Genomic DNA, 17,308 nt, shown 5'->3' on the forward strand with positions numbered 1-17,308 from the left:
ACCTCTTCTTCTCCTCGCTCGGGGAGAAGACGCCCTGCGAGGGCAGACGAGGGGCAACCGAGCAAAAGAGCGGACGTCAGCGCGGGGGCGCGATGACGGAACGCCGAGTTGCCCCCTTGTTGGAGCCTTTTGGGCCACCTTCTTCCCGTTGCGAAGAAGTCAAAACAGACACTACATTCCGGAGCTTACAATGATCCCCGCCGTCCGTTTCCAACAGGTCTCGCGCCATTTCGGGCAGGTCCGTGCCGTCGACGGCGTCGATCTCGAAATTGCGCCGGGCGAATTCTTCGCCATGCTCGGCCCTTCCGGTTCCGGCAAAACCACGTGCCTGCGTTTGATCGCGGGCTTCGAACAGCCAACGGGCGGCCACATCGAAATCTTCGGCGAGACGGCCGAGGGCATTCCACCCTATCGCCGCAACGTCAACACCGTCTTCCAGGACTACGCGCTCTTCCCGCATCTCAACATCCTCGACAACGTCGCCTACGGACTGATGGTCAAGGGCATCGGTAAAGCCGAACGCACCAAAGCCGCCGAGCAGGCGCTGGAGCTTGTGAAGCTTCCCGGCTACGGCGCGCGCAAGCCCGGCCAGCTCTCCGGGGGCCAGCGGCAACGCGTGGCGCTCGCCCGCGCCCTCGTCAACAAGCCGAAGGTCCTGCTCCTCGACGAACCGCTCGGCGCGCTCGATCTGAAACTGCGCGAGCAGATGCAGGAGGAGCTGAAGAGCCTGCAGCGCGCGCTCGGCATCACCTTCGTCTTCGTCACTCATGACCAGGGCGAGGCGCTGTCGATGGCCGACCGCGTCGCCGTCTTCAACAATGGCGGGATCATCCAGGAAGGTACCCCGCACGACATCTATCGCTGCCCGAAGACACGCTTCGTCGCGGATTTCGTCGGCTCCTCCAATGTCATTGCGCCCGATCTGATGACCGCGCTCGGCGGCGAGAAGCGTTGGGCGAGCCTGCGTCCGGAAGCGATCCACGTCGCCGGCGAAGGTGTCGCGGCGCGTGTGGAGCACGCGAGCTTCCTGGGTGCTGCAACCCGCTTGTCGGTCGATATCCGCGGCACGCGGCTGCACGTCATGCTGCCTGCCGGCGCCCACGTGCCGGATGTCGGCACGAGCGTTCGCCTCGCTTGGCAGCCTGTGGACGTGCATTACATGGACGACGCAGCATGACCACCCTTGCGCTGACCAAGACGACCGATCTGCGCGAGACCTCGATCCTGCCCGGTCGCGGTGGCTTCTTCGGACGGCTTTCCGATGCCTTCTGGCGACGTCCGAAACTGCTGCTCTTCCTGATGCTGACGCCGCCGCTGCTGTGGCTCGGCATCATCTACATCGGCTCACTGATCGCCCTGCTCCTGCAGAGCTTCTTCTCGATCGATGATTTCTCAGGCCTGGTGAATTACGAATTCACGCTCGCGACCTATGCGCAGCTCCTCAGCCCGACGAATTTCGACATCATCATCCGCACGATCATCATGGCGGCACTGGTGACGCTGGCCTCCGCCGTCGTCGCCTTTCCGATCGCCTATTACGCCGCCCGTTACGCGCAGGGCAAATGGAAGGCGCTGTTCTATCTCGGTGTCATGCTACCACTCTGGTCGAGTTATCTCGTCAAGATCTATGCCTGGAAGCTGATCCTGGCCAAGGAAGGCATCCTCACCTGGATCTTCGAGAAGATGCACCTTTCCTGGTTGCTCGACGGCATTCTCAACCTGCCCGTCATCGGCGGCAATTCGCTGTCGGTCAGCTATCTCGGCACGTTTGTCGTCTTCGTCTATGTCTGGCTGCCCTACATGATCCTGCCGACACAGGCAGCGCTCGAACGCGTCCCGGGCAACCTCATCGAGGCCTCGTCCGATCTCGGCGCGACCCCGAGCCAGACGTTCCGCACAGTGCTTTTTCCGCTGGCGCTGCCCGGTATCGTCGCCGGCTCGATCTTCACCTTCTCGCTGACCCTTGGCGACTACATCATCCCGCAGATCATCGGCTCGTCGCGTCTCTTCATCGGCCAGGCGGTCTACGCCCAGCAGGGCACGGCAGGCAACGTCCCGCTCGCGGCCGCCTTCTCCGTCGTGCCGATCGTCATCATGGCCATCTATCTCTGGCTCGCCAAGAAACAGGGGGCCTTCGATGCGCTCTGACCGTTCCCAGCGTTCGCCGCTGTTCCTGAAGATCGCCGCAGCCGGCGGCCTGCTCTTCCTGCATCTGCCGATCCTATTGATCTTCGTCTACGCCTTCACGACGGAGGAAAAGAGCTATCAATGGCCGCCGCCGGGGCTGACGACGCAATGGTTCGCCATCGCCTGGAACCGTCCGGATGTCTGGTCGGCGCTCGGCCTGTCCGTGCAGGTTGCCTGCATCGCCACATCAATCGCACTTGTGCTTGGCACCCTCTGCGCCGCGGCGATCAGCCAGACAAAGTTCTTCGGCCGCGAGGCGATCTCGCTGCTGGTCATCCTGCCCATCGCGCTCCCCGGCATCATAACCGGCATTGCGCTGCGCTCCGCCTTCAGCCTGTTCGATATTCCCTTCTCGGTCTGGACGATCGTGCTTGGCCACGCGACCTTCTGCGTCGTTGTTGTCTACAACAACGCCGTCGCCCGCTTCCGCCGCACCTCCGGTTCGCTGATCGAGGCATCGATGGATCTTGGCGCCGATGGCTTCCAGACCTTCCGCCATGTCATCCTGCCGAACATCGGCACGGCGCTTCTGGCCGGCGGCATGCTCGCCTTCGCGCTGTCGTTCGACGAGGTCATTGTCACCACATTCACCGGCGGACAGCAATCGACGCTACCGATCTGGATGCTCGAAGAACTCATCCGGCCGCGGCAGCGCCCTGTTACCAACGTGGTCGCGATGGTCGTCGTGCTCGTCACTTTCCTGCCGATCCTGGCAGCCTACTACCTCACTCGCGACGGCGACCAGGTCGCCGGAGCCGGCAAATAACCAGAGTGGGATGCGGAAAAGTGTGAAGCGGTTTTCCGCCCACATCCCACTCCGTCAACAATAAGGGAGAACATCATGGACACCGCGATGCTGATTGGGTCCCGCTTCGAAGCGGGCACGGAAACGGACGAGCACATCCTGAACCCGAAAACGGGCGAAACAGTGCTTGACCTGCCGGAAGCCTCGCTTGGCCAGATCGACGCCGCCGTGGACGCCGCGGAAGGCGCGTTCAAGCACTGGTCGCAGACGACGCCGGGCGAACGCTCCAGCTACCTCCTGAAGATTGCCGATGCGATCGAAAAGGATGCTGCGGGCTTTGCCGCATTGGAAGCGCTGAACTGCGGCAAGCCGATCAACGCCGTGCTGAACGACGAGATCCCGGCGATCGTCGATTGTTATCGCTTCTTCGCCGGTGCTGTCCGCAACCTGCACGGCCCGGTCGCCGGTGAATATCTGCCGAACCATACCTCGATGATCCGCCGCGACGCCGTCGGCATCGTCGGCTCGATCGCGCCGTGGAACTATCCGCTGATGATGATGGCCTGGAAGCTCGCGCCGGCGATCGCCGGCGGCAACACCGTCGTCTTCAAGCCTTCCGAACAGACGCCGTTGACGGCCCTGAAGATGGCGAAACTGCTCTCCGAAATCCTGCCGGAAGGCGTCGTCAACGTCGTCCTCGGCCGCGGCGAAAGCGTCGGCAACGCGCTGATCAACCATGCGAAGATCTCGATGCTGTCGATCACGGGCGATGTCGCCACCGGCAAGAAGGTGCTGCAGGCCGCCGCCAAGACCGTGAAGCGCACCCACCTCGAGCTCGGCGGCAAGGCGCCGGTCATCGTCTTCGACGACGCCGATATCGATGCTGTCGTCTCCGGCATCCGCACTTTTGGCTACTACAATGCCGGCCAGGACTGCACTGCCGCCTGCCGCATCTATGCAGACGCGAAGGTCTACGACAAATTCGTCGCCGACCTCTCCTCGGCCGTCTCCTCGATCAGGTTCAACCAGGCAGACGATACCGAAAACGAAATCGGCCCGCTGATCTCCAAACGCCAGCGTGACCGCGTCGAAAGCTTCGTCGCCCGCGCCGGCGAGCACAAGCACATGGAGATCACGACCGGCGGCAAGACCTCCGGCGACAAGGGCTTCTTCTACACGCCAACGGTCATCGCGGGCGCCACGCAGGATGACGAAATCGTTCGTCGTGAGGTCTTCGGCCCCGTCGTCTCGGTCACCCGCTTCACCGATGTCGAGGATGCCGTCACTTGGGCGAACGACAGCGACTATGGCCTCGCCTCGTCCGTCTGGACCAAGAATATCAGCCGCGGCATGAAGACCGCCGCCCGCCTGCAATATGGCTGCACCTGGATCAACACCCACTTCATGCTCACCAATGAAATGCCGCACGGCGGCCTGAAGCAATCAGGCTACGGCAAGGACATGTCCGTCTACGCACTGGAAGACTACACGGCCGTCCGCCACGTGATGATCAATCACGGCTGATCCGCGCGCCGGGCCGTTGGCCCGGCCCGCAACCCAAAAACAATAAATACGCAAAGGGGAGTCCATATGAAACGCCGCACCATTCTTGCCGCCCTCGGCGGCATCTGCCTCGCGTCGACGCTTACCGCTGCGCCGGTCTATGCCGCCGATCAGACGCCGCTTGAGGTCGTCCAACAGTATCTGGCCGCATGGAACGCCCATGACGCCACCAAGGCCGCCTCTTACTTCGATGAGAAGGTGAGCTACTACGACGCAACCGTCGGCAAGCCGACAGTTGGACGGGCCGACGCCAAGGCCGGCGTCATCGACAACTTCATGACCGCTGCGCCGGATCTGAAATGGGTGATGCGCGGCGATCCGATCGTCAGCGGAAACAAGGTCTCCTTCGAGTGGACCTTTTCGGGCAACAACAGCGGTACCTGGGCCGATGGCACAAAAGCGACCAACAAGTCCTTCTCCTTTGATGGCGCTTCGGTCTTCGTGATTGAGAACAACACCATCAAGCAGCAGTCGGATTATTACGACGCCCTTGGCTTCTACAAGCAACTGGGCCTGATGTAACTCGACGATCCGCGACGGCGCCCGCACCAAGGGTGCCGTCAAATTGCCGGCTCTGCCGACACTCCCGCGCGCGCCAATCGCGGGAACCGCACATGGAACAAATTTCCTCGCATTGCGTCATCCAAGCGATGAACAAAGAGGAAAACATCCATGCTTAAATGGGCTCTTATATTCTTCGTTATTTCGCTGATCGCCGGCCTCCTAGGTTTTTCCGGGATATCGGCGGCCACGGCGACGATCGCACGTGTCCTCTTCGGCATTGCGCTGGTGATCTTCCTGATCTTCCTCGTCCTGGCGTTGCTGGCTGGCAATGCTGTTGTGTAACTTTGTCGGTCAGCCAAGCAGGCTTGCGCCAACATTGATCGCCAAAGCAAGGATCGTCGTATTGAACAGGAACGAGAGAACTGAGTGAAGAAGCGTCAGCTTTCGCATCGCGGTAGAGGTCGTCGCCACATCCGCAGTCTGCGAGGCGACGCCGATGGTGAAGGAGTAATAGAGGAAGTCCCAATAGACCGGCTCGTCATTGCCTTCCGGAAACTTCAACCCCTCCGCCCTGTCCTCGCCACCATAGAAGCGGTGCGCATAGTGGACAGTGAAGAGTGTGTGCAGGAAGACCCACGAATTCAGAATGGTGACGATGGCCACGAGTGCCCGCGCCAAGGCTTCGCTTGGTCCGGCGTCCTTGGCGAAGTGAAGTTCGAGCGCGATACCGCCGATGCTCGCGACGGCTGCTACAATCGACAGCGCCAGCAGGAAAACATCTGAAAAGTCGAGATCCTCAGCCCGCTTGCGGATGCTGGCGACGGTCGCACGCAACATTCGCCGCCAAGTCAGCGCCGTAAATACGACGGCGCTAACGTTCCAGCCGAAAATCAGATTCTGCGGATTGACCTCCCTGCTTGTCAAAAGCAGGAACGTCACTAACCCGGCGGCCAAGGCGACGCCGAAGACCATGTGCTTACGCACTTGCCCCATGACCCGATTTTCCCGGTCCACCGTGCCTTCCGCCATCACTGTCCTACCAATGCAAGATTGCCTTTGATATCAGCTTGATGGCGGCGGGAGCAATATGGCTTCAGCCGGTCCAGCCGCCATCGACGACATGGATCTGGCCGGTGGTGAAGCCTGCATCATCGCCGGCAAGATAGGTCACAAGTGCGGCGATCTCCTCGGGTGTCGCAATGCGTCCCATTGGCTGGCGGGCGATGAAATCCTTCAACGCCTTCTCGTAGTCGCCGGTGGCACGCAAACGATCATGCAGGGAGGGGCTGTCCACCGTGCCGGGGCAGATCGCGTTGGCGCGGATGCCCTTGGCAACAAAGTCAGACGCAATCGACTTGGTGAGCCCGATCACGGCTGCCTTCGACGCACTATAGGCGAAGCGATTGGGCACGCCCTTCACACTGGAGGCGACCGAGGCCATGTTGACGATCGAGCCCTTGCCTTTTTCCAGCATGCCCGGAAGAAAGGTACGGCAGGTCGTATACATGGCCTTGGCGTTGAGGTTGAAAGAGAAATCCCAATCCTTCTCCTCGCATTCGAGGATCGTGCCCGCATGCACGAAGCCCGCGCAATTGAAGAGGACGTCGATCGGGCCGATCTCGGCCGCGAAGGCGCGCACGGCATCGCTATCAAGCACATTCAGAACATGTTTCCCGGCACCTTCCAGCGTGGAAAGCGTCGTCTCGTTGATATCGGTCGCGTAGACATGCGCGCCGAGCGAAAGGAAACGCTCAGCGCTCGCTCGACCAATACCCTGACCTGCCGCCGTGATGACGACCTTCTTGCCTTCCAAACCGTGGCTCATACGTCCTCCCATAATTCCAGCGCTTGCGACGCGTTCATTCATATGCAAACAATATATTCAAATTGGCGTCAACCTGTTTCAAACACGCTTCGCTCGCGGGAGAAACCCTAGTCGATCTCGTGACGACGGGCATGGTAAATCTGGCCATCGAGGCGTCATCCGGCTCCTATGCCGCAGCTCGACGCATACAAATCGCATGAATGGGAGGAACCGAATGCTTTTCGATACTCATCTGCATATCGTCGATCGGCAGGCGCTCGATTATCCCTGGCTCTCCGGCGCTGGTAACCTCAACCGGGACAGTCTTTATGAGGACTACGCGCGTGATGCGCTGCGCTGTGGGATCTCCAACGTTCTGCATATGGAGGTGGATGTCGCCCCCGAGCGTATTGATGACGAGACGAACTACGTCACGGAGATCAGTCGCCGACCGGGCAGCCTCGTGCGCGGCGTCATTGCCGCCTGCCGGCCGGAAGAGGATGGATTCGCGGCCTATCTCGAGCGGTCGCTTGCCGATCCCTTCATCAAGGGGTTCCGCCGCGTCTTGCATGTGGCGCCTGACGACACCGCCGCACGGCCGCTGTTCCGCGAAAACATCAGGCGGTTATCAGCCACCCGCATAACGTTCGACCTCTGCGTCTTCCCGCACCAATTCGAAACCATCCTCGCGCTGGTCGATCACTGCCCGGGTGTTCGCTTCATTCTCGACCATTGCGCCAACCCACCGATCAAGGATGGGACGAGCGAAGTCTGGCGCAACGGTATCACGGAATTCTCCCGCCGCTCGAACGTGACGGCAAAGATTTCAGGCGTCATCGCCTATGGGGATCTCGAAAACTGGTCAGTCGACAGCCTCCGCCCGTATGTCGAACATACGATCGGCAGCTTCGGCTGGGATCGCGTCGTCTGGGGCAGCGACTGGCCCGTTTGCACGCTGGGCGGCGGGCTGACACCCTGGGTCGCGGCCACCCATGCGCTGACATCGGGCTGCAGCCCGGAGGAGCGCGACAAGCTCTATCACGCCAATGCCATGCGCATCTGGTCGATATGACACGAAAAAGGGCGGCGCCGATGGCACCGCCCTTTGTGTTGGAGCGCTCGTAGTCCTTAAGCAGCTGCGAGCTGCAGTTCTTTCTGAACGTTGCTGCGCAGCGTGCCGAGGTCCTTGGCGAAGGCGCGGATGCCCTCTGCGAGCTTTTCGGTCGCCATCGCGTCTTCGTTCATCATCCAGCGGAAGGTCTTTTCGTCGACCGTGATCTTCGGGGCGGGCTTCGTCACGTCAGGCGACAGCTTGCGCTCGAGCTTGCCCTGGTCGTTGGAAAGTTCGTCGAGCAGGTTAGGCGCGATCGTCAGCCGATCGCAACCGGCCAGCGCCTCGATTTCACCAGCGCTGCGGAACGAGGCACCCATGACGATCGTCTTGATGTCGTTGGCCTTGTAGTAGTTGTAAATGTCGCGGACGGAGATAACGCCCGGATCTTCCTCGGGCGTGAATTCCTTGCCCGTCGACTTCTTGTACCAGTCAAGGATACGGCCGACGAACGGCGAGATCAGGAATACCTTGGCGTCAGCGCAGGCAACGGCCTGGGCCTTCGAGAACAGAAGCGTCAGGTTGCAGTCGATGCCTTCCTTCTGCAGGATTTCGGCAGCTCGAATGCCTTCCCAGGTCGATGCCAGCTTGATGAGGATGCGGTCGCGCTCGATGCCGCGTTCCGTATAGGCAGCGATGATCGAACGTGCCTTGGCAAGCGATGCCTCCGTATCGAAGGAAAGGTCCGCATCGACTTCAGTCGACACACGACCCGGAACGAGTTTGACGAGCGCGGCGCCAACGGAGATCGCCAGACGATCGGCAACGGCGGCGGAAACGGCCTCCGGATTGCCGCCCTGCTTCTTGCCCCAGGCAACGGCTTCCTTGACCGTGTCTGCGAACATCGGTGTGCCGAGTGCCTTGAGCACGATGCTCGGATTCGTGGTGCAATCGACCGGCTTCAGACGGGCAACAGCCTCGATGTCACCGGTATCGGCAACGACGGTGGTCATTTCGCGGAGTTGGTCAAGCTTGGATGTCATGGTTACTGGTCCTTTTGACTTGAGCTGCGCGCCGGCGCGATTTTCGACCGGCAAATCTGTCTACGAACAAGCGGTATCGCTGATCGGATCGCGTCCGCCGTTTCCGAACGGGCGCTGATGTAAGGGACGGTCGTATCGCCGCGGCGGAAAGACGTCATGCTTCGGCTGCGCGGCACGTCAGGCCGCAGCGCAAATGCTGATGGTGACTTCCCACTTGCCCGCACATTGCCTCCTCCGACGCACAAGGGCGACTTCTTCGCGGCGACTATCGCTATTCCAACCTAGATATGTCAAGGACATTTGTGCATTTCAATTGACATAAGTGTCACACCCGTCATTATCGGGCGGATTAACGAACCTGCCCTGGCTTGATGGTAGATCTAGGGCGCAATTCACTCCGGAGGAGATGTGGTCAAGCTCAAACGCGGCACGCATACGGCTTATTCTGAAGCATCGTCTCTGAGGTTGCGCGCGGCCTGGCTCTACTACAATCAGGGGCTGACGCAGAAGGACGTCGCCGAACAGCTCGGTATCAGCCGCACGACGGTGATCCGTCTGCTCGATGAGGCGATGAAACGCAGCGAAGTGCAGATCTGGATCAACGATTCCATCGGCGATTGCGTTGAACTGTCGGTGAAGCTCGAGCGCGCCTATGGCCTCGACGAAGCGATCGTCGTGCCGGCGCCGCCGCAACCCGACGCCAACTCTCTGGCGAAGAGTGTTGGTCTTGCCTTGGGACAGTTTCTCTCGGAGGCCATTCCCGATGATTACACGATCGGCGTCGGCTGGGGCCGCACCATGACGGCCTCTCTCTCCAGCTTCCGGCCGCCCCGCCGCGACAATTGCAAGGTCGTCTCCCTGCTCGGCGGCGTCGTTGCCGTTCATCAGACGAACCCGATCGACTACACTTGGCGGCTCGCCAGCCAGCTCGGCGCGGAGTGCTACATGTTCCTCGCTCCGCTGCTGGTGGATTCGACCGAGACGAAGCGGAACCTCATCGAGAAATGCGGCCTGGACACGATCTATCGCCTGGCCGAAACGCTGGATCTCGCGATCGTCAGCTGCGGCGATATCGGCCCGCATTCGACCTCTCTGTCGGAGGGGTGGATCTCAAAAGCCGAACTGCAGCAACTGATCGACGCCGGCTGCGTCTGTGACACGATGTTCAACTTCCTCGACAAGGACGGCAACACGGTCGATCACTCGATCAACAGCCGCGTCATGTCGGTGGATCTCGATACACTGAAAAAGGCCAAGCATATCGTGTTGTCATCGGGCGGCGCGCATCGGGCGGTCGCAATCCGGGCCACCATCAAGCGGATCGGCTGCAATACGCTGATTACCGACGAGAGCGCCGCCAAGGCGCTGTTGGGCCTGGCAGAAGCGGTTTAACGGCGCCCGCCTCGGCGTTACCGCAGCTGGCACAGGCGCTGCAATTGCGATTGCGCCCAGTTCCGTCCAACATCCTGGGTATCCGGCAATTCCGATAAAAGGCTTCCGATCTCGCCATCAATTTCGATGTGAGTGTCGGTGATCTTGCAGGCTCCCACATCGAGTGAGACGGTTGCGACCACCTTGCCCTCTACGGGAGCCATCTGAAAGAGCGCGTTGTCGCCCGTCTCGCAGGTCAAAAGTGCCGTCGCCTTGATGGATGCGAGACTATCTCCCGTCAAACAGACATCTGCAGAAATAACCTTGAAACGGCTGGTTCGATTTGGGCCTACGGGAAGCTGTTCGCACAATTGCGCGGTCGATATCGCTCGCTCTACAGCCGGCCATTCCGGACTACTCATCGCCGATTTGCAGCCCGCCCAGGCCGGAACCAGTGACATCGCGAGCAAGCCAACGGCAATGCCTGCAACCCTGCATGGCTTTTCTCCAGAGTTCATTTCCGCCTCCTCGAGTCCTACCATGGAATCAAACCGGTGATTCCTGAGTTTTTGATGGCAGGACTCTCAAAGGAAGAAGCGTATCCACAGGTTGGATAGTTGCCCCGCCGCGATCACGCGTGCGCCGCTTCCCAGCCCAGGATCGCACGCTTGCGGGTAAGGCCCCAGTGATAGCCGGTCAGGGCCCCACCCTTGCCGACCGCCCGATGACAGGGAACAACGAATGAAATCGGGTTCGCACCAACCGCAGCTCCGACCGCGCGCATCGCTTTCGGCCGCCCAATGTCATTGGCGATATCGCTATAGGTGACGGCCTTGCCAAAGGGTATCTTCAGCAGGCTTTCCCATACCTCCACCTGGAAGTCGGTGCCGATCAGAACGACCCGCAACGGCTGGTCTGACGTCCAGCGTCCGGGCTGAAATATACGCTCGGCATAGGGCGCCGTCGCCTCGGCGTCCTGGACATATGTCGCATTCGGCCAGCGGCATGTCATGTCGTCAAGACAGGCCGCCTCGTCCCCAAGATCGCTGAATGCAAGTCCGGCGAGTCCACGGTCGGTGGCCATCACAAGCGCGACGCCGAACGGCGAAGGATGGAAGCCGTAGCGGATCGTCAGTCCTCCGCCCTTGGCTTTCCATTCGCCCGGCGACATGGCCTCGTGCGTCACGAAGAGATCGTGCAAGCGGCTGGGGCCAGAAAGCCCAACCTCGATCGATGTCTCCAGCAGAGGCATCGCTTCCTCACGGAGAAGCCGCTTTGCGTGATCGAGCGTGACGGCCTGCAGAAATGCCTTCGGAGACAGGCCCGCCCATCGCGTGAATGTCTTCTGCAACTGCGTCGGCGATTGCTTGAGCCGCGCTGCGATCATTTCAAGAGACGGCTGATCGCGATAGTCCTCGGTGATGAGTTCGATCACCTGGCGCACGGTTTCGTAATCAGAGCCGTCGGGCGTGATGTCGTTGTTCAGCTTGGCTACCATATTCATGATCTTTCTCCTTGTACCAAGGAGATAGTCAAGTGAACCCTCGCAAACCACCCGATTCTTGCGTGCCGATCAAATCCGCTGCTTGACGGTGGCAAGCGCGCCTTTGAAGGCCTTGGCGAAGCTCTCGCGGTCATCAGGGTTGAGGAAGGAGCCTATGTCCGTGCCTCTTCCCTCGCCGGAAATATACATGGAAAGGATGCCGATTTCCTGATGCCGGCGAACGAAAAAACGCGTCCAGAACGGATTGAAGTGGTGCTCGATCATCCGACCGGAAGGCGCGAATTTGCGGACGGAAATATCGGTACGCGACACCGTCACTTCCTCCCGCACTCGACCGGAACGGTAGTTCAGCCAGAAAGCGCCGTAGAGCAGCAAAAAATCCAACCCGAAAAAGAAACCGATCGGCCAGGCGCCGGTGGCCACGAAGAACATGCCATACATGCAGCAGACCACGCCGGTCAGCAGCAGCAACACCTTGAAGCCTTTGCGGCCAAGCGACCGGTACGGAAAAAGCTCCGCGGCAAAAACAGGTTGTTCGTCGGCCCTATCGCCGTTGCTTTCCATCATGGCTGCCAAGTATAGATTTTCCATGCCAACTCCGAAACTCAAATCCACCGCCACATCGTCGCTGAACTCGAAAGTGATCGTTCGCAGCAAGAAACCAGCAGCAGTCCGCTCGGCCTATTCCGAAGCCGAGCGTGAGGAGATATTCCGCCGCTTTTGCGTGCAGCGCCCCGAGCCGAGGGGCGAACTGGAACACACCAACCCCTTCACGCTCGTCGTCGCCGTCGCGCTCTCCGCCCAGGCGACGGACGCAGGCGTCAACAAGGCGACGCGGGCACTCTTCAAGATCGCCGACACGCCCGAAAAGATGCTGGCGCTCGGCGAAGAGCGGGTACGCGATTACATCAAGACGATCGGCCTCTATCGAAACAAGGCCAAGAACGTCATCGCTCTCTCGCAGATGCTGGTCGACAAGTTCGATGGCGCCGTGCCGCGGACACGCGACGAATTGGTGACGCTGCCCGGTGTTGGCCGCAAGACCGCCAATGTCGTACTCTCCATGGCCTTCGGCCAGGCAACGATGGCAGTGGATACCCACATCTTCCGGATCGCCAACCGCATCAAGCTGGCGCCGGGCAAGACGCCCGATGAGGTCGAGGTACGCCTGATGAAGGTGGTGCCAAAACACTACCTCTACCATGCCCACCACTGGCTAATCCTGCATGGCCGCTACACCTGCAAGGCGCGCAAGCCGGAATGCGAACGCTGCGTTATCGCCGATATCTGCAAGTCACCCGAAAAGACCTGCGACGTTCCAGCGCCGCTGGTCGAGCTACCACCGCAAGTTATCGGCGAGGCCGTCGAGTAAGACCGGTGCATGCTTCAGCATGCTCGACATGACATCTAACCGCGAGCGCCTGCGTCCTGGCAGGAAATCAGCTTGTGCAGATGCACCATCAATCCTGCGGCGAAGAGCGGCGTCAGCAAGTTGACGATAGGAACGGCGAGGAAGGCGGCGATGACAAGCCCCGCGAGGAAGACTGTCGCCGCATGTTTGGCGCGGAACGCCCTTGCCTCCTGCGGCGACCGGAACCGCATCGCGGCAAACTCGAAGAACTCGCGGCCGAGCAGATAGCCATTGACCAGAAAAAAGGCAATGAGGTTGACGCCCGGCACGAAGAGCAGGATGAGCGCGACGATATTACCGAGGACGATCACCCCTAGAAACTTGATCGAACTTGCGAGCGCCGGAGCGAGCGGCATCGCGGTGCCGGGCGGATCCGAGGGATAATCCGTCTTTTCAACCACCTCGGCCACATCGTCGAGAAACAGGCCGGCGATCAGCGCCGTTACCGGTGACAGCAACAGCGCCAATCCGAGCGCCAGCCCTATGCCGGCTGCGATCGCAAACACGAAGCCGAGCCACCCTGCCCAATCCGGCATGGCAGGAAAAAAGCTGGCAATCCACGGGAAGACAAACGATATAAAGGCACTGCGTAATGCCAGCCAAAGTCCGACGAGCACCAGAAGCGTCAACCCTAGGACCTTCCAAAAAACTGAGCGCGTTTCTGCCGCCAAAAGATTGATTAGGGATAGGCGAGCCGCCTGAAAGATCATTTTGGGGTCTCCGGTTGCAACAACCATGTAGGAAACCGAACTTTGAACGGCAAGGCTGAAATAAATCCGGCAGATCGACCCAAAACTTGTCGGGAAAGCTATGTTAATATATAGTAATTTATCATCTAAGATTGATTTATCCTGAGAGAAGCTTCCGGAATAGTTGCAAACGACAAGGGTTGTCTGCTTATCCGAGAAATGCTTCCGGGAAGATCTGGACGGCTGACGTGGAAGATTTTGTTCAAAAGCTCCGCCAATACGCCAAGTCCGGCACCCCGGCCGAACGACGAATCGCGAAATACTTCTCGGAACATCTGAACGACCTCCCTTTCGAAACCGCCGCTTCCGTTGCCGACCGGCTGGATTTGAGCCCCATGACGGTGGGCCGTTTTCTTCGGGCGCTTGGTTATCAAGGACTCGACAGCGTCAAGATCCATATCCGCGAGACGAACACCATTTCGCCCACGCAACTGCAGGCATCGCTCACGCAATTGCAGACCGACGCCTCCGCCGGCAAGCCGTTGGCCGTCCTTGTTTCCGAGCAGATTCAGGCACTGCACCATATTTACCACCTGACGGGCCAACCGCAGTGGAGCGAAGCGGTATCGATGATCGCTGCCGCGGGGGAGGTATTCGTCGCCACGCACGCGCGATTATCCGGCTTTGCGTCCCACTTCGCGCAGCGATTGACGCACGCCCGAGACGGCGTTCGTGCGCTTGACGGAACAGGCAGCCGTTTCGCCGAGCTTTTCGCACGACTGGATGGCACCGACGCCCTGCTGATCGTGATCGACAGCCGGCGCTTCGGCAAAGCCCGGCTGCTGGCCCGAACGGCGCGGCGCTACGGATACAAGGTCATCCTGATTACCGCACAAGGCGCCAATTGGATTCCGGATCAGGCCAATCTTGTGCTCGCTCTTCCACCCGCCCGATCCGAGGACGACGACAACCTGCCGCCGCTCATGGGTCTGCTCGACTGTCTTTCAGAAGCTGTCATCGCCGCCGCCGGAGAACAAGCGAGCGCCCGCACCCGTCGCATGGCCGAATTCGGCAACGTGCTTGGAGAGGGCGGAAACCGCTAGGCCCTACTCCATCGCTTCCAGTTCGGCGCGGTGGCGATACATGGCGAGCAGTCTGCGATAATCGCGGTCGTAAAGGGCTTGTTTGGTAGCATTCGGCAATCGCTCTTCGCCGCCCGGATACATGGCCGACCCTGCTTCCGCAAGATTGCCATAGAGACCGCACGCAACGGAAGCGGCCATCGCCGTGCCTAGCAGCACCGCCTCATTCATCTTCGGCACCACGACCTTGCAGCCGGTTGCATCCGAATAGAGTTCCATCAGCACGGGGTTCTTCACATGGCCGCCCGCGACATGCAGCGTATCGGGCACGTAGCCGTACTCCTTCATCTGCTCGAGGATGTGACGAATCCCCAGCGCGATGGCCACGGCGGCGCGCCAATAGAGCGCGCAGAGCCCGTCGAAGGACGTGTCGAGCGTCAGGCCACTGATACCGCCGACGGCATGCGGGTCGGCAAGCGGCGAGCGGTTGCCGTGGAAATCCGGCAGGACAAAGATGCGAGCGCCGAATTCGTCGCCCTCTTCGGCGCGAAGTTGCGCGATGCGTAGGACGATCTTCTGATGCAGCGTCGCCGTCGGCTCGCCACCGGCCGCGTGCATTCGCACGATATGGTCGAGCAACGCGCCTGTTGCCGATTGCCCTGCCTCGACCAGCCAGGATTCCGGGAAAACCGCCTCGTAGTATGGACCCCACATGCCGTGGCTTGGCTTGCGCTCGCGCGAGAACGACACGATGCAGCTCGATGTGCCGGCAATGAGCGCCAGTTGGCGTTCCAGCCTGCGTGCATCCTGTGCCTCGCCACCAAGCGTGCCGAGAGCCCCGGCATAGGCGTCGATCATGCCTGAAGAAACATGGCACGCGGTTGTCAATCCGAGGGCCGAGGCGGCCTCCTGCGTCAGCGTCCCGACGCTCTCGCCGACCGGGACCGTCTCCTCCGGCAACCGTCCGCGTTCTAGGAGATCATCGAGCCCGATCTGTGCGAGAAAGTCCTTCTGCCAACCCTTGTCGAGATGGGCAAGATAGTTCCATTTGGCTGTCAGTGTGCAGCGCGAACGGGCAAGCGCGCCGGTTGCCTTCCAGGTCATGAAATCGGCAAGATCGAACAGATAGCCGGTATTCATCCAGGTACCGGGCAGCTTCTTCTTCAGCCACATCAGCTTGGGCATTTCCATTTCCGGCGACATGAAATGCCCGGAATGCTCCAACACGGGATGTTTCGTCGCCGTGCAGAAGTCAGCCTCCTTCAGCGCCCGATGGTCGAGCCAGACGATCGTGTCGAAACGCCGTTCTCCGCCGGTGGAAACACTGATCTGGCCGCCGTCGACATCGCGCACGACGAGCGAGCAGGTGGCGTCGAAGCCGATGGCACCCACCGATGCCGGTGCCGCGCCCGATTGCTCCATCGCCTTGCGTACGACAATGCAGACCGCCGACCAGATATCTTCGGAATCGTGTTCGGCGTGGTTCTCACGCGGCCGATTCATGATGATCGGGTGTTCCGCCTTGCCCAGCAGCGCGCCGCGAGCGTCGAAGACGCCGGCGCGCGCACTGCCCGTGCCGATATCGACCGCAACCACATGCTGAGGCATTAAAGGTGCATCCCGTCCTGCTTATGTTTTCGGACAAGGTGGATCAAATCCGGCATCGCGTCAAACACGGCTTCGGGAGAAAGCCGGTCAAGTTCAGCGCGATAGCCGGAAAAATTGGCGTGCGAGCCGCCGGTGAAAGCAAACACCGTCATGCCTGCGGCCTTCGCCGCCTCGATCCCCGCCGGGCTGTCTTCCACGACGACGCAATTGGCCGGATCGACGTTCATTTCGCGCGCGGCATGAAGAAAAAGGTCCGGCGCCGGCTTGCCGTGCTTGACCATCGTCGCGCTGAAGATATCAGGCAGCCGATCGATCAGGCCGGTGACCGTCAGCGACAGGCGGATGCGCTCCACCTGGCTCGAAGACGCGACGCAACAGGGAATCCCAAGTCGATCGATCGTTTCACCAATCCCATCGATCGGCTTCAATTCCCTGCGAAACCGGGCGTAGAGATCGGTGCGGATCTGCTCGAGAAATTCCTGGCCGGGGTGAACGTTGTATTCTGTCCTCATCGTCTCGATCACCGTCGCGAGACTGCGTCCCAGGAAACGGCCATAAACCTCCTCCTCGGTGATCGGCACATCGAGATCGTTCATTGCCTTGACGAGGACGCTCACCGATATCGGCTCGCTGTCGACGAGAACGCCGTCGCAATCGAAAATGACCAGCCGTGTTTCAGCCTTAGCCATGACAGACCCAATCGCAGTTGGTGCAGAAATTCCGTCCGCCGGATCTGGCGGAGGGTG

At 60.4% G+C, this 17,308-nt stretch carries 19 protein-coding genes; 10 read left to right on the plus strand and 9 right to left on the minus strand.

The window, feature by feature from the left end:
* Window positions 1-190: 190 nt before the first annotated feature.
* The 6 genes from ATY80_RS09425 to ATY80_RS09450 all read left to right on the plus strand — a co-directional run bounded on the left by ATY80_RS09425 (window position 191) and on the right by ATY80_RS09450 (window position 5,341).
* Complete coding sequence (locus ATY80_RS09425) at window positions 191-1,177, plus strand: ABC transporter ATP-binding protein (RefSeq protein WP_088692171.1); 987 nt, start codon at window positions 191-193, stop codon at window positions 1,175-1,177.
* Window positions 1,174-2,148, plus strand: coding sequence for an ABC transporter permease (locus tag ATY80_RS09430; protein ID WP_088692172.1), 975 nt, complete (start codon window positions 1,174-1,176; stop codon window positions 2,146-2,148). The genes ATY80_RS09425 and ATY80_RS09430 overlap by 4 nt, the downstream gene beginning before the upstream one ends.
* Window positions 2,138-2,953: an ABC transporter permease gene (locus tag ATY80_RS09435; protein WP_088692173.1), complete on the plus strand. Its 816-nt coding sequence runs from the start codon at window positions 2,138-2,140 to the stop codon at window positions 2,951-2,953. The genes ATY80_RS09430 and ATY80_RS09435 overlap by 11 nt, the downstream gene beginning before the upstream one ends.
* 75 nt (window positions 2,954-3,028) lie before the next feature.
* Window positions 3,029-4,456, plus strand: coding sequence for a gamma-aminobutyraldehyde dehydrogenase (locus tag ATY80_RS09440; protein ID WP_088692174.1), 1,428 nt, complete (start codon window positions 3,029-3,031; stop codon window positions 4,454-4,456).
* Between the two features lie 66 nt (window positions 4,457-4,522).
* On the plus strand, window positions 4,523-5,017 hold the full coding sequence (locus ATY80_RS09445) for an ester cyclase (protein ID WP_088692175.1): 495 nt from the start codon (window positions 4,523-4,525) through the stop codon (window positions 5,015-5,017).
* Between the two features lie 150 nt (window positions 5,018-5,167).
* Window positions 5,168-5,341, plus strand: a complete 174-nt coding sequence (locus ATY80_RS09450; RefSeq protein WP_088692176.1) for a DUF1328 domain-containing protein — start codon at window positions 5,168-5,170, stop codon at window positions 5,339-5,341.
* 9 nt (window positions 5,342-5,350) lie between these two features.
* Here the strand turns inward: ATY80_RS09450 and ATY80_RS09455 are convergent, their stop codons facing one another.
* Both ATY80_RS09455 and ATY80_RS09460 read right to left on the minus strand, forming a co-directional pair.
* Window positions 5,351-6,028 carry a DUF1345 domain-containing protein gene (locus ATY80_RS09455; protein ID WP_088692177.1) on the minus strand — a complete coding sequence of 226 codons (678 nt, stop codon included), beginning with the start codon at window positions 6,026-6,028 and terminating at the stop codon, window positions 5,351-5,353.
* Window positions 6,029-6,092: 64 nt separating this feature from the next.
* Window positions 6,093-6,824 (minus strand): SDR family oxidoreductase, encoded by a 732-nt coding sequence (locus ATY80_RS09460; protein WP_088692178.1) that lies wholly within the window; start codon window positions 6,822-6,824, stop codon window positions 6,093-6,095.
* A gap of 214 nt (window positions 6,825-7,038) precedes the next feature.
* Here ATY80_RS09460 and ATY80_RS09465 point away from each other — a divergent pair, with 214 nt between their 5' ends.
* Window positions 7,039-7,875: an amidohydrolase gene (locus ATY80_RS09465; protein WP_088692179.1), complete on the plus strand. Its 837-nt coding sequence runs from the start codon at window positions 7,039-7,041 to the stop codon at window positions 7,873-7,875.
* Between the two features lie 56 nt (window positions 7,876-7,931).
* Here the strand turns inward: ATY80_RS09465 and tal are convergent, their stop codons facing one another.
* Window positions 7,932-8,897 (minus strand): transaldolase, encoded by a 966-nt coding sequence (tal, locus tag ATY80_RS09470; RefSeq protein WP_088692180.1) that lies wholly within the window; start codon window positions 8,895-8,897, stop codon window positions 7,932-7,934.
* A gap of 408 nt (window positions 8,898-9,305) precedes the next feature.
* Here tal and ATY80_RS09475 point away from each other — a divergent pair, with 408 nt between their 5' ends.
* Window positions 9,306-10,289, plus strand: a complete 984-nt coding sequence (locus tag ATY80_RS09475) for a sugar-binding transcriptional regulator (RefSeq protein WP_088692181.1) — start codon at window positions 9,306-9,308, stop codon at window positions 10,287-10,289.
* Window positions 10,290-10,306: 17 nt separating this feature from the next.
* Here ATY80_RS09475 and ATY80_RS29500 read toward each other — a convergent pair whose 3' ends face one another.
* The 3 genes from ATY80_RS29500 to ATY80_RS09490 form a co-directional block, all read right to left on the minus strand.
* On the minus strand, window positions 10,307-10,570 hold the full coding sequence (locus ATY80_RS29500) for a hypothetical protein (RefSeq protein ID WP_245306784.1): 264 nt from the start codon (window positions 10,568-10,570) through the stop codon (window positions 10,307-10,309).
* Between the two features lie 329 nt (window positions 10,571-10,899).
* Entirely contained in the window at window positions 10,900-11,772 is an 873-nt protein-coding gene (locus ATY80_RS09485; protein WP_088692183.1) for a bifunctional helix-turn-helix domain-containing protein/methylated-DNA--[protein]-cysteine S-methyltransferase, read from the minus strand.
* A 69-nt stretch (window positions 11,773-11,841) separates the two neighbouring features.
* On the minus strand, window positions 11,842-12,339 hold the full coding sequence (locus tag ATY80_RS09490) for a DUF2244 domain-containing protein (RefSeq protein ID WP_088692230.1): 498 nt from the start codon (window positions 12,337-12,339) through the stop codon (window positions 11,842-11,844).
* Between the two features lie 22 nt (window positions 12,340-12,361).
* Here ATY80_RS09490 and nth point away from each other — a divergent pair, with 22 nt between their 5' ends.
* Entirely contained in the window at window positions 12,362-13,144 is a 783-nt protein-coding gene (gene nth / locus ATY80_RS09495) for an endonuclease III (protein ID WP_088692184.1), read from the plus strand.
* Window positions 13,145-13,179: 35 nt separating this feature from the next.
* Here nth and ATY80_RS09500 read toward each other — a convergent pair whose 3' ends face one another.
* On the minus strand, window positions 13,180-13,893 hold the full coding sequence (locus ATY80_RS09500) for a sulfate transporter family protein (RefSeq protein ID WP_088692185.1): 714 nt from the start codon (window positions 13,891-13,893) through the stop codon (window positions 13,180-13,182).
* A 227-nt stretch (window positions 13,894-14,120) separates the two neighbouring features.
* On the opposite strand from ATY80_RS09500, the gene ATY80_RS09505 reads away from it, so the two are divergent.
* Window positions 14,121-14,975, plus strand: a complete 855-nt coding sequence (locus tag ATY80_RS09505) for a MurR/RpiR family transcriptional regulator (RefSeq protein WP_088692186.1) — start codon at window positions 14,121-14,123, stop codon at window positions 14,973-14,975.
* A 3-nt stretch (window positions 14,976-14,978) separates the two neighbouring features.
* Here the strand turns inward: ATY80_RS09505 and ATY80_RS09510 are convergent, their stop codons facing one another.
* Entirely contained in the window at window positions 14,979-16,562 is a 1,584-nt protein-coding gene (locus tag ATY80_RS09510; RefSeq protein ID WP_088692187.1) for an FGGY-family carbohydrate kinase, read from the minus strand.
* Window positions 16,562-17,251, minus strand: a complete 690-nt coding sequence (locus ATY80_RS09515) for an HAD family hydrolase (RefSeq protein WP_088692188.1) — start codon at window positions 17,249-17,251, stop codon at window positions 16,562-16,564. Before ATY80_RS09515 ends, ATY80_RS09510 begins: the two co-directional genes overlap by 1 nt.
* Between the last annotated feature and the right edge of the window lie 57 nt (window positions 17,252-17,308).

This window comes from Rhizobium sp. R711, from assembly GCF_002211365.1.
In the GTDB taxonomy this organism is placed as follows: Bacteria; Pseudomonadota; Alphaproteobacteria; order Rhizobiales; family Rhizobiaceae; genus Rhizobium.